The organism is Cohnella sp., assembly GCF_041641335.1.
In the GTDB taxonomy this organism is placed as follows: domain Bacteria; phylum Bacillota; class Bacilli; order Paenibacillales; family Paenibacillaceae; genus Cohnella.
Genome location: NZ_JBEPYQ010000068.1, coordinates 25,876 through 37,068, shown reverse-complemented (window position 1 = coordinate 37,068; position 11,193 = coordinate 25,876). Strand labels below are relative to the sequence as shown.

At 41.3% G+C, this 11,193-nt stretch carries 20 protein-coding genes; 19 read left to right on the top strand and 1 reads right to left on the bottom strand.

Going from position 1 to position 11,193, the window contains the following annotated elements:
* Positions 1-153 precede the first annotated feature (153 nt).
* The 6 genes from ACESLM_RS20735 (at position 154) to ACESLM_RS20710 (ending at position 2,559) form a co-directional block, all read left to right on the top strand.
* Positions 154-477, top strand: coding sequence for a DUF3024 domain-containing protein (locus ACESLM_RS20735; RefSeq protein WP_372633733.1), 324 nt, complete (start codon positions 154-156; stop codon positions 475-477).
* Positions 478-776: 299 nt separating this feature from the next.
* The gene (locus tag ACESLM_RS20730) at positions 777-1,004 is read left to right on the top strand and encodes a hypothetical protein (protein ID WP_372633731.1); all 228 of its coding nucleotides are present in this window, start codon (positions 777-779) and stop codon (positions 1,002-1,004) included.
* Positions 1,005-1,060: 56 nt separating this feature from the next.
* Complete coding sequence (locus ACESLM_RS20725; RefSeq protein WP_372633742.1) at positions 1,061-1,501, top strand: DinB family protein; 441 nt, start codon at positions 1,061-1,063, stop codon at positions 1,499-1,501.
* Between the two features lie 23 nt (positions 1,502-1,524).
* Positions 1,525-1,935: a hypothetical protein gene (locus ACESLM_RS20720; protein ID WP_372633729.1), complete on the top strand. Its 411-nt coding sequence runs from the start codon at positions 1,525-1,527 to the stop codon at positions 1,933-1,935.
* Between the two features lie 58 nt (positions 1,936-1,993).
* On the top strand, positions 1,994-2,380 hold the full coding sequence (locus ACESLM_RS20715) for a hypothetical protein (RefSeq protein WP_372633727.1): 387 nt from the start codon (positions 1,994-1,996) through the stop codon (positions 2,378-2,380).
* A 29-nt stretch (positions 2,381-2,409) separates the two neighbouring features.
* A complete protein-coding gene (locus tag ACESLM_RS20710) occupies positions 2,410-2,559 on the top strand; it encodes a DUF5071 domain-containing protein (RefSeq protein ID WP_372633725.1) in 150 nt (49 codons plus the stop codon).
* A 444-nt stretch (positions 2,560-3,003) separates the two neighbouring features.
* On the opposite strand, the gene ACESLM_RS20705 is transcribed toward ACESLM_RS20710, so the two are convergent.
* On the bottom strand, positions 3,004-3,198 hold the full coding sequence (locus tag ACESLM_RS20705) for a hypothetical protein (RefSeq protein WP_372633723.1): 195 nt from the start codon (positions 3,196-3,198) through the stop codon (positions 3,004-3,006).
* Between the two features lie 294 nt (positions 3,199-3,492).
* Between ACESLM_RS20705 and ACESLM_RS20700 the strand changes: the two genes are divergently transcribed.
* The 13 genes from ACESLM_RS20700 (at position 3,493) to ACESLM_RS20640 (ending at position 11,180) form a co-directional block, all read left to right on the top strand.
* The gene (locus ACESLM_RS20700) at positions 3,493-4,074 is read left to right on the top strand and encodes a histidine phosphatase family protein (RefSeq protein ID WP_372633721.1); all 582 of its coding nucleotides are present in this window, start codon (positions 3,493-3,495) and stop codon (positions 4,072-4,074) included.
* A gap of 345 nt (positions 4,075-4,419) precedes the next feature.
* Complete coding sequence (locus tag ACESLM_RS20695; RefSeq protein WP_372633719.1) at positions 4,420-5,232, top strand: class I SAM-dependent methyltransferase; 813 nt, start codon at positions 4,420-4,422, stop codon at positions 5,230-5,232.
* Positions 5,233-5,368: 136 nt separating this feature from the next.
* Positions 5,369-5,803, top strand: coding sequence for a GNAT family N-acetyltransferase (locus ACESLM_RS20690; protein WP_372633717.1), 435 nt, complete (start codon positions 5,369-5,371; stop codon positions 5,801-5,803).
* 122 nt (positions 5,804-5,925) lie between these two features.
* On the top strand, positions 5,926-6,429 hold the full coding sequence (locus ACESLM_RS20685) for a hypothetical protein (protein WP_372633715.1): 504 nt from the start codon (positions 5,926-5,928) through the stop codon (positions 6,427-6,429).
* Between the two features lie 103 nt (positions 6,430-6,532).
* Complete coding sequence (locus tag ACESLM_RS20680; RefSeq protein ID WP_372633712.1) at positions 6,533-6,964, top strand: GNAT family N-acetyltransferase; 432 nt, start codon at positions 6,533-6,535, stop codon at positions 6,962-6,964.
* 37 nt (positions 6,965-7,001) lie between these two features.
* Positions 7,002-7,274, top strand: a complete 273-nt coding sequence (locus ACESLM_RS20675; RefSeq protein WP_372633709.1) for a cupin domain-containing protein — start codon at positions 7,002-7,004, stop codon at positions 7,272-7,274.
* Positions 7,275-7,306: 32 nt separating this feature from the next.
* Positions 7,307-7,873, top strand: coding sequence for a GNAT family N-acetyltransferase (locus ACESLM_RS20670; protein WP_372633707.1), 567 nt, complete (start codon positions 7,307-7,309; stop codon positions 7,871-7,873).
* Positions 7,874-8,110: 237 nt separating this feature from the next.
* Entirely contained in the window at positions 8,111-8,482 is a 372-nt protein-coding gene (locus ACESLM_RS20665) for a hypothetical protein (RefSeq protein WP_372633704.1), read from the top strand.
* Between the two features lie 82 nt (positions 8,483-8,564).
* Positions 8,565-8,873, top strand: coding sequence for a PadR family transcriptional regulator (locus ACESLM_RS20660; protein WP_372633740.1), 309 nt, complete (start codon positions 8,565-8,567; stop codon positions 8,871-8,873).
* A complete protein-coding gene (locus ACESLM_RS20655) occupies positions 8,870-9,541 on the top strand; it encodes a DUF1129 domain-containing protein (RefSeq protein WP_372633702.1) in 672 nt (223 codons plus the stop codon). Before ACESLM_RS20660 ends, ACESLM_RS20655 begins: the two co-directional genes overlap by 4 nt.
* Before the next feature lie 498 nt (positions 9,542-10,039).
* Positions 10,040-10,222 carry a DUF2500 family protein gene (locus ACESLM_RS20650; protein WP_372633699.1) on the top strand — a complete coding sequence of 61 codons (183 nt, stop codon included), beginning with the start codon at positions 10,040-10,042 and terminating at the stop codon, positions 10,220-10,222.
* Positions 10,223-10,310: 88 nt separating this feature from the next.
* A complete protein-coding gene (locus tag ACESLM_RS20645) occupies positions 10,311-10,892 on the top strand; it encodes a DJ-1/PfpI family protein (protein ID WP_372633696.1) in 582 nt (193 codons plus the stop codon).
* Between the two features lie 21 nt (positions 10,893-10,913).
* Entirely contained in the window at positions 10,914-11,180 is a 267-nt protein-coding gene (locus tag ACESLM_RS20640; protein WP_372633737.1) for a GNAT family N-acetyltransferase, read from the top strand.
* The last annotated feature ends 13 nt before the right edge of the window (positions 11,181-11,193 follow it).

Below are 11,193 nucleotides of genomic sequence, written 5' to 3'. Positions count from 1 at the left end.
ATTATTAAGGTGACTTTCAAATGTCAAGAGAAATTTTCGATCCCCCTCAAATATTGAGGTGAAACTCAAAAAATCCCTAGCCGAAAGGCTAGAGCCAGTAAGGGATTTTGTTATTTCGAGAGGCTATTTAAATACTATGAGGTGATAGATGTGTTGGATGATTTTACGAAGAAGAGAATAGAAAAAATACTCCAAAACTATATAGACAAGAAAATCCCGAAACATCTAAAAGATGAAATTCAAATCTTTTATAAATTTAGGGGTAAAACCGTCACATTAAGCCAAGAAAGACCAGGGTATATGGGAAGACGTTTTGAATACCCCATTGCTCAATTGAGATATGAGGAAGCGCTATGGAAGGTATATTGGCAAGATAGCAAGAAGAAATGGCATTTTGTAGATGATATTGAGCCGGATAAAGATTTTGAAAAGCAATTAAAAGAAATCGATGGAAACAGTATTTTCTGGATTAGCTGACGCTACCAGTCACCTGCTTAAGAAGATCGATGGGGCTCCTTCTCGGATTGAGAAGGAGTTTTTGAGTGGTATACAGAATTTGTAAAAGAAGCTTCTGACGACTTCTGATATGAAGCGTTTGAAGAAGCCTGTATCAACTACAAAAGAAGGTGATATGTTGATTTTTCTCTATGCTTTATTTTTGTTACTGGTCATCATGGGACTTGGAACCATACACTACACCTTAAAACTACAGCTAAAAAATGATGAAAGAATAATCAATCGGTTGGATCTACCCTCATTATTGCGGCGCCTCTAAAATGAAGGTAAGGATTACAAATGAAATAAGCAATGATTCTAATTCCGTCCTTGATGGAGCGTTCCATGCGTGGGCTGACCCTCAAGATGACTCGGAAGGAACAGGAGTCTATCTCTTAGCCGCTTTTGCGCATGAAATTAGCATTTACGATAGCGAGGAAGAATTTAATAAATCCCAGGAAGGCGAAATAAAGTTTGCTGCAGGTGAACAGCAAATCCTTTTTTCATAGAATGATTGGGAGATAGGTTGCAAGGAAATTAAAGGAATATGTAAGGTGAATATGGAATTAGTGAAAGGGATTGCTACTCATTCTGGGGGGATTTGACTGAAGAACATTGGAATTCGCCAATAGCTGAAGGGAAATGGACTTTGAAGGATGTAATCACGCATATGATGCTGTGGGATAAATTCTTCTATGAGGAAGGCATTGAAAAAATCAAAGAGAATCAACCGCTGACTGTAAGACATTTGAACTTTAATGAGTTTAACGCTAAAGCAATTGAGTATTCGAAGCTGCATCCAAAGAAAACCATCCTTGAACAATTTGTAGAATACCGAATGAAGATCATTTACGATATCTCCGGACTTGATGAAATGGAGTATACCAAGGAATATATCGACGGCGACAAAAAGAATTTTAGCATTCGAAAGTATTTGAGAGGATTTATTCCCCATGACAAACATCATAAGAAACAAATCGAGAGATTTATAAAGAGCATTGCATGAAAGTACTATTCTAGGATGGTTAGATGAGAAAATATAAAAAAACGCTGATTTTTGTCGGAATTCTGGTTGCAATAGTTCTGCTTTATGGACTCACCTATATTCCGCATACAATCGTCAATATCAAGCCGGACAAGGTTTCCAGTATTAAGATTTTTGACGGGAACACAGGCTACGAGACGGAAATAACCGATAAAATAGCGATCGAGTACATTATCAATAACTTAAATGACGTTACATTTCAGAAAGATAAATGGGCGTTCTTGTATATGGGTTATAGCTTCAGAACAACGATCTACAATGATAAAGGAAAACCCGTAAAAAAGTTAATCATAAATTCACCGGATACAATTCGATACAAGGGCTTTTTCTATAAAGCCAAAGGAAATCAAATTGATTATGAATATATTAAAAGAGCAATAGAGAAACAGTCTTAAGCCTCTCTTGAGAAATGTGTCACCTCTCGATTCGACTATTAGTTCAGGGAGAATGGTGTTGAAACTAACTCTTGGATTTTTGATGATAATTGCTGCTCACTATATATTAGGCGTGATATATAGTAGCTCTATTTTTACGGAATCGGGTTTCCCTTACGTTCCTGTATATACCGCTCTTATATGTATTAGTATACCGAATGGAGTTTTTGCGGTAAGGTCGGAAAACAAGAATACTTTCATTAAGTGGGTAGCTTTTTCTACTATCCCTGGATTATTGTTTATGACTTATGCAAGAATACAAGGTAATTCTAGCGGACTAATGCCGATAACATGGGATTGGGGATTATGGGAGCTGTTTTTACCGCTAATATTTGCTGTAGTTCAATTAATGATTTTGATTTATTTTATTGCGACAAGGAAAAGTAAGTTGAAAAAAAGATTCTAAAGTAGAGAGCTACTAGGGAGTAAGTATCTATGATCAAGGACGAGAGGATAGATGAAATAGTTAATTCAGGCGGTGTAACAGCGCATATTCCGGAATTGCTTGAGGGAATTCAAGATATGAATTGGCCTACCGCAGAGAGAATAGCCGTGCTGTTAAGGTCGATGCCTCGCGAAGTATAGGTTTCAACAAACTCGAGGAAGAAAGAATTACGATTATTTTCACAAATCCTGCGTTAATAATGAATTTCTTGTCTGAAAATTCCCAATCATTAAAATGGAAACACAGATATGAATCTGTCAAAAACTATTTAGAACAACTTGAAGAAATAAAAGAACAATTAGGGGGTTAATCTGCAAACTTATGACGACTAGGCCGAAGTAAGGGCAGAAGGATAACGAATCGTTCCGGGAGAGATGCAGGGGATGCCAAGACTTAAGTTTATGTACAGACAATTTATGAGAGAACCTCTGTGGTTCCGACTGCTTATTTCAGTAACGTTGCTAATTTCAATCCTATTTAGCAGTTCGGCTTTCTCAACCGGGTATTATCAATCAATCGCTAAGTTAGCCGCTGCGATATTCTTCTCTGTACTCGGAGTAAAAATGCGAAGGAATTTTAAAGTGTCAGCTATCTTTTTTATTGTAGCCGTCATATGCATTTATCTTTCCTGGAGCAGTTTGAGCGCTAACCTCAACTAGGATGGATGAGAACACAGCAATGTTAGCAGCTATCAGCTTCCCAAGCTGCACACAAACGACAAAGGCGTGACTAGGTATGATTACTTTATTATTCTGGCCATGCATGATCGCATCAATCATTTGTTCCGGCCTCGGAATATTATTCAAGAGCCATCGAAGTCTGTATGCCGCGGCCATATTAATCATTCCGATGTCTTTGTATCTTGCAGGATGGCCGGGGTTTCTGATAGGAGGATTAATATTCCCCTTGTTTTATGTTGGCTCCGGATTACTCATAAAAAAGAACAGATACATAATGTCATTCTTGCTAAGCGCACCTGTATATTGCGTTATTGGTTGGTTAGGTTTTGTGGTCCTGACGCAATGAACACGAATGCGAGATCGGTAAATCTCAATCCGGAAAGGAATCACAGCATGGCAACTATAGCTTTAATCAGGCATGGCAGTACCAGTTGGAACAAAGAGGGCAGAGCACAAGGCAGCTCTAATATTCCTCTTGATCAAGATGGGATTAATCAAGCCAGGCTGTTAGCCGGCAGACTTAAGTCGGGGCAGTGGAATCACATTTATTCAAGCGGACTTGAAAGAGCCAAACAAACCGCACTTCTTATAGCGGATGCTACAGGGTTAAATGTTCATTTTGACGATCGCCTTAAGGAGAGATCAGGAGGGCAGATCGAGGGGACAACGGAAGCGGAAAGAATCGAAAAATGGGGAACAGGCTGGAGAGACGTAGACCTTGGCATCGAGGCCATTGAAGAAGTCCAAAAGAGAGGTAAAGATTTTCTGGAAGAAATCTACTTGAGGCACCAAGGAGAAAATGTTCTGGTTGTTTCTCATGGCGCGCTAATTCAATTTAATTTTATTCATTTAGTGGCTGATTTTCCTTCAACGCATTTTGATAATACGTCCATCACGATTTTGAAGAAACAAGATAATCGCTGGACATGTGAACTTCATAACTGTACAAAGCATCTTGAGCGGGATAATAAATAATGGTGCATAAGAGTTGAAGAAGAAGCGACTAGCACATTATTTTGTAGGAAACTGAAAATCAGAGACGACAATATAAATGTCCTCACTGCGGAGAGATTATGAAGGATATGGGTCACGATTATAAGGTCCCAAAGCAAAAAGATGTAAAACAGTGGGCTAAGGTAGAAGTGTCGTACAACAACGGTTTCACGTATCGTTCCTGCGGATGCGGCGGACCGGCATGGATAATGTATACGATATGAAACAGTTTTACAAGTAATTCGAAGAGGACAGGTAACAGCAGAGAACGGCATACGCCCCTCGTCCCGTTGAAACTACAAATCCATACTTGGAGAAGGTGTCTTCATGGACAAGAAGTCTGTTAATAGAACAAACATAATAGGCACTGGCGAAGTAGGCGTCGCCACCTCGGTCGATATGGATAAGAAAGTTGTTCATAAAACAAACAGCTTCTATTGGGATACTAAAGGTAATGACTTCTTAAGAGCAATCGTGCTTCCTAATTATGGAGCGTTTGTCTCAGAAGAAAAATGCCAGCTTTTTGGCGATATCTCAGGGAAAAAGCTGCTGGAGATCGGCTGCGGCAACGGTCAATCCTTGCAATATCAAGGGGAACGCAACGCATCTGAACTATGGGCTGTGGATATATCAGAAAGACAAATCGAAAAGGCAGCGCAACATTTGAAGTCATGCGGTCTTTCGGCAAAATTGATCTGTTCTCCCATGGAAGAAGAATGCGGCATCCCGGCGGATTATTTTGACTATGTTTATTCGATTTATGCCGTAGGTTGGACTACCGACCTTGAGGGTACCTTTTGCCGGATCGCTTCTTACCTTAAAAAAGAGGGTGTATTTATTTTTAGCTGGTCTCACCCTATACACCGATGTGTTGCTTCGGAAAATGGTATGTTTACTCTTAAAAAGAGTTATTTCGATGAATCTTGGAATCCGGTTGCTGTTGATGAAGGTGAGCTATTATTAGCGGACCGCAAGTTATCGACCTATGTGAATGCGCTGGCAAAAGCGGGATTTGTAATTGAGCAAATGATTGAGCAAACTGATGATGAGATTATGCAATCGGGGGCTGATCACAGCGATTTGGCAAAGAGAGCAAAGATGTTTCCTGTAACTTTTGTAATTAAGGCAAGAAAACTATAAGATCTGATGACCATGCGAAACATACATTCTGCATCGTGCCGGACCTAAAGTCCTTAAGGTGGCGGGACGTCGCGACACATGACGTTAGATGAAAACATGGCACGAAAAATCATTAAAATGAAAGAAGTTGTTTTTGATGGAAATACGAAGCTACTCCTTTGAGGAATTTAAAGGCTGCGTTGAATTATTTATTCGTGTATTCAATCAGGAGCCATGGAAAGATAATTGGACACAAGATAAAGCTCAACAATATTTGAAAGACTATATTGATACACCTGGATTTAGGGGATTTATTGCAGAAGATACGAAGATTAAAGGGTTTATTATGGGAGTTAGAAAGAGGTGGTGGAGTGGTGATGAGTTTTTCATTAATGAAATGTGCGTAGAAACAGCAGACCAAAGAAGTGGAGTAGGAACAAAGATACTAGAACATCTTGGTTACAAATTAAAGAGTGAAGGAATTGAACGGATAACATTATTAACAAGCAGGGAGATACCGGCGGAGGTATTTTATATGAAAAACGGATTTAGAACAATGGATAGTTTGATCTTTATGATTAAAAAGATCTAAGTGGAATTAGCGGATAACGCTGCACTGGCTAAGAGCTATCTAAGCCAGTGGGGTTCGTGAACGCTTTAACGTTATAGGAAATCATCGCAAGATTAAGACAAAAATCAGAGAGGAAGGATTCAATGAAGATAAAATTAAAGAAGGAAGACCTTTCAAGCGTTGAATTAAGTTGGCTATGTATTAAGCCAATGTTGCTTGCTGTTCGTGGAAAAGATCTACCAACAAAACTAGAGATGTATCAACAATTAAATCAAGGACAACAGGGATTATTTATGTTTTTTTCATTTCACAATCACGCTTCTACTATAGAGGAGTTCTATTGGTTTTCATCCTATTACATCAATGAATTGAAATCATGGAGTGGAATAAAGAGTGGGGTAAGATACTATAAGGATACTGAAATGGTCGAATTATTAGACCAAATTGAATTATTTGTTTTAAGGGAAGCTAAAGAAAAAAGTCAAAAAGTAAGCCCAACTGATTTAGAAACAAATGAAGAACTATTGAAGGAAGTAAAGGGGTATTTTAATAGATACAAGGAACTTTCAATAAATACAATTGACACAATGAATAAGTGGATTATCCATAATCAAAGAGATTTTTGTGAAACTCAGAATGATTTATGAATCAAGGAATTATGACTATGCTACAAAGGAGAAAAATTCTCAAAATGATTGCGATTGAAAAATCAACTATGAACAAAAATCAACTCTACGTAATCTCCTTGAGTTGTATCAATACGATTTTAGTGAGTTTGAGCCAGCAGATGTTAACGAGAATGGATTATATGAATATATGTACCTGGATCACTATTGGACTGAGGAAAGCAGGCATCCATTTTTTATTCGAGTTAATGATAAGTTGGCTGGGTTTGCTCTTGTAAGAGAAATCGGAAATAATGAACAAGAATATAAAGTTTTTTGGATGGCCGAGTTTTTTATAATGAAGAAATATAGAAAATCAAATGTTGGACGAACCGTAGCCCAAAGGTTATTTCAAGACTTTTCGGGTATATGGAAGGTCGCTCAAATCGAATCAAATGTACCAGCTCAGATATTTTGGAGAAAGACAATAGAACAATTCACGAATGGAAATTATGAAGAAATAAGACAAGAAGATTGGGATGGGCCGATTCAAACATTTTCGACAGTAGATCAATGATTACGTGTGGGGAACGAATTGTGATGGATGGTATCTCATGAAAGAGGATTCTTTAAGCATTATTCATGAAAGAATGCCACCAAGAACAGAAGAGACAAGACATTATCATAATCGATCTAAACAATTCTTTTTTATTCTATTAGGGAACGCTACGATTGAACTGAATGGAGAACACTACGAGGTGAATCAACAAGAGGGCCTGGAAGTGCCTCCATTAACTCCGCATCAAATATTCAATAAAACCGATTCTGAAATAGAATTTTTAGTGATTTCACAACCAACAACCAAGGGCGACAGGATTTCGGTTTAGCAGATGAATATGAGAATAATCGGTGGTGCCTCATGAAACTGCAGTTCATGCATTTTAATAATAGCTTCATTGCTAACATTAGGGATATCTTTGGTGACCCAGAGGTTCAAAGTAGGATGTCAATCTCCGATATTGATGAGTTTTTGAAGACAACTAATAGTCGGCTGGATTATTTCTTATTTGTTGTTCTTGATAAGGGTGAATTCGTCGGTATTCTTCTTGCAGAAATCTTGAATTATAGAACTGTGGGGATTGCATATGCAGTTACAAGATTAAAGAGAAATCAGGGCTACGGTAAGAGGCTGCTTGCAGACATGGTTAATGTTAGAGGCTTAATTCGGTATGATAATTTCATAGCGTATGTTGACAATGACAATCTTCCAAGCATTAGATGCTTGGAGATCGCAGGTTTCCAAAGAGATCGAACTGAAGAGGAGAATGAGATGTACAAGTATGTGTTAGCCAATCGTAATCCTAATTTGATTAGTATAAGATCTGTTGACCAGAGCAATTGGGAAGATTGTATTGAACTGAAGCCGAGCCAAGAACAGCAGGAATTTATGGCATCGAATCTATATTCCATTGCAGAATGCAACTGATTATCCAGGATATTGAAAGTAAAGAGGATCGGACAGATGTAATCATGCTTGGTTATAAGACAAACAATGAAATCGCTCGAAAGCTATATTCCAAATTAGGATTTGAAGAAATAGGAATCGCATCCTGGGGAGAGATGCTTGCTAAGTATAATTTTCGCAAGTCCCAAGAAGGCATGAGCATCGTTTAACCTCCCATGATCCGAAACATTTTTTAATTCATTTTTCAACTGCCGGCCCTTGTCCAAACAAGGGTTTTTCCCTTTTGTTGCGCAGGATCGTTCCTTAAGGCGGCTCGGCTCGGCGGACATCTACGATGCCAGCGGTCAGAAGAAAGCTTGCAAGTTCCTGTGCGTCACCTTCCCCTACAGCAACGCCGGCTACACGCAGCTCTTCGGCGGGGAGACGGCGGAGTGCGCGGTTCACGGTCTCCGAGACATTTTCCACCGGATTGGCGGCGTGCCAGGATGCTTCATCTTTGACAATGCCAGCGGCGTCGGCCGCCGGGTGAACGAGCACGTCCAGATGGCGGATCTGTTCCTCCGCTTCAAGGCCCACTACGGCGCGCAATTTCTTCGTGTCGCTGCCTCACTAGCTTGCAATGTAATATAGTAAATGCTATACTGCAATCATCAGGTAACTTGCATTGCAATATAGCAGGGGGAGGAACGGCTCCTTGGATAGTCAGAGTCAAATGCTCAAAGGGCTGTTGGAAGGCTGCATCCTGTCGATCATCTGCGAGAAGGAAGTATACGGGTACGAATTGAGTGAAAAATTGCATGAAGCCGGGCTCACGATGGTGAAGGAAGGCAGCATTTACCCGGTGCTGCTGCGTTTGCAAAAAAACGGATGGATTGAGGGAACTATAAAGCCGTCCGTTGCCGGTCCCGACCGCAAGTATTATCGTCTCACCGTCAAAGGGGAACAAGCGCTGCAAGCATTCGACGACAGCTGGGAGCAATTGTCCCGGGCCATTGCTTACCTAAGGGGGAGCCTGCGATGAATATCAAGCAAATGATTGTCCAAAACAACGAACGCCGGAAGCTTCTGGAGCCGCATAATCTGGCTGCTTACGAGGACGCATTGGTCTATATTCGGCTAAACGGACGATCCGAGCATTCGACCGAGAGCATTTTGCTTGAACTGCTGGAGCATCTGATCGAAGCCCAACGGCACGGCAAAACCGCCAAGGACGTATTCGGAGACGACCTCCGGGCGTATTGCGACTCGCTCGTTGCGGCCATCCCTCACCAAAGCAAGCTCTCATGGGTGTTTGACATCCTGCGCTACATCTCGATCCTGCTCGGCTCGCTGTTTGCCGTGCATACCGTGTTCCAACTGCTCGCCGATTTTTTTCCGACCCTTCGGGTGGAGCAAATCAGCCTCGTTCCGCACCTGGTCATTATCGGGTTGGGAGCGATTGAAATTTTCGTGCTGCTCGTCGCTATGAGAGCTTTCGTTTTTGGGCGGAACTCCGGCTTCATCCTCGCCGGCGTTACCAACTTGGCAGCGATCGCCGTGTATGTAATTGCCACTGTTCTGTTTCGGGACGTCTGGGCTGTCCCCGTTCACTTCTGGTCCTTTCTTGCGGTTACACTGCTGATGTTCGGAATGGCGCATCTATTCAAACGCATTTCGGGACGCATGAACCAGACGACTGCGAGCTTTTGATTTTGAGCCGCATTCCATGCCGTTATTGATATTTTCGGGCTACCAGGAATTCAACAAGAGGCAGAGTAATCATCCCCAAAGCTAACGCAGCTAACAAAAATAGGTTGACCGTGCCGTTGACCCATTGGTCGGCGGCTACAGCTGCCAAGAGGACGAATAATTGAATGTAGTAACTGATCTTCGAGCTTTTCTCCATATCCGCTGATTTGCGGATGCTGGATATTGTTAGCATTAGCCTCGAATGAGAGCGCTGCCCATTTCCGGACAGCGCTCTAAATGCCGTTTCACGGAAATATCAATGAAGAAAAACCTATTGAATCTGCGGGTTAATTGTTGCCATGGTTGGAAGATATATGATATAGATTAACTTGACATCTAACAAAGCGTTGACCCCACGGTCGCAAAATCCCCTATGAAAATGAAAGCGGGTTGTGGTTGACCTAGCGCTCTTACGCGATGTACACAGTTTGGAGGTATTACAAGTGAGGTATAAGGGCGTTGTTTTTAGAGTTTGAAGATAACGCTCGCAAGGAACTGCATGTCAAAGCCAATCAATTTGGATGGTTAGCGGTCCAAGACATTGGCGAATTGTCCTATCAGGGAACTAGATTTTTGGATTTCACTAGAATGGTTGAAAATAGAATAGGTAAAGCTTGCCTACGCGATAAGCAGGTTCTATGATTTCTCTTTGTCGCCTACTCATTTCCTAACCATTCACGGCGCTGGGCTAACGTTTTCCGTTGTCAACGAGACTGAGGAGGATGATCCTATGAAGATTGCGTTTGTTCTTTTTAACGGAGTTACTTTTTTGGACTTTATCGGATTTTACGACGTTATTTACCGGTTGAATCACTTTGAAGAGACGAAAGGCACGACATGGGACATTTGCGGGTTATCGGAGGAAATATCCGATGAACTGGGCTTGACCGTTCGGGTCGGACGGGTGAAGCCGGATCTGTCTCAATACGATCTGGTTTTTGTTCCAGGCGGCATGGGGACCCGACATCTGAGGTACGACGAGGAATTCGTGAGTTGGATCAAACAAGCCGAAAACGTCAAATTCTTGGTATCCGTATGTACCGGCTCATTATTATTCGGAGCGGCCGGGTTTCTAAAAGAAAAGAAGGCGACAACCCACCCCAATGTATATGAATTGCTGGAGCCGTACTGCAAAGAAGTTATCAAATGCCGAATAGTGCGGGACGGAAATCTCATTACGGCCGGTGGAGTTTCGACTTCCATCGACCTTGCTCTATATATGGTCGGGCTTTTCGTCCATGCGGAAGCAGTAGAGCTTATAAAAAAACAAATCGATTACCCTTATGAAATGCAAGGAATTGTTGAGGTTTAAACACTCTATCGGGTAAGCCCGATATTTATTTTACCGGAGTATCAAGGAAGAGGAATCGCTCAACAAGTATTCGCCATAATCGAACAATTGTATAGCGAGGCGAGCGCGTGGGAACTGGATACGATAGAGCAGGAACGGGGCAATTGCTATCTTTACGAGAAGCTAGGTTATAAGAGAACCGGAAAGACGGAAGTCATAAACGATAAGATGACAATTGTATTTTATGAAAAGATACTCTATTTGCCGGAACTAACCGCTCAAGATGGCGAGGGGAAGCTGCAACTGTGAAGGAGACTTACGG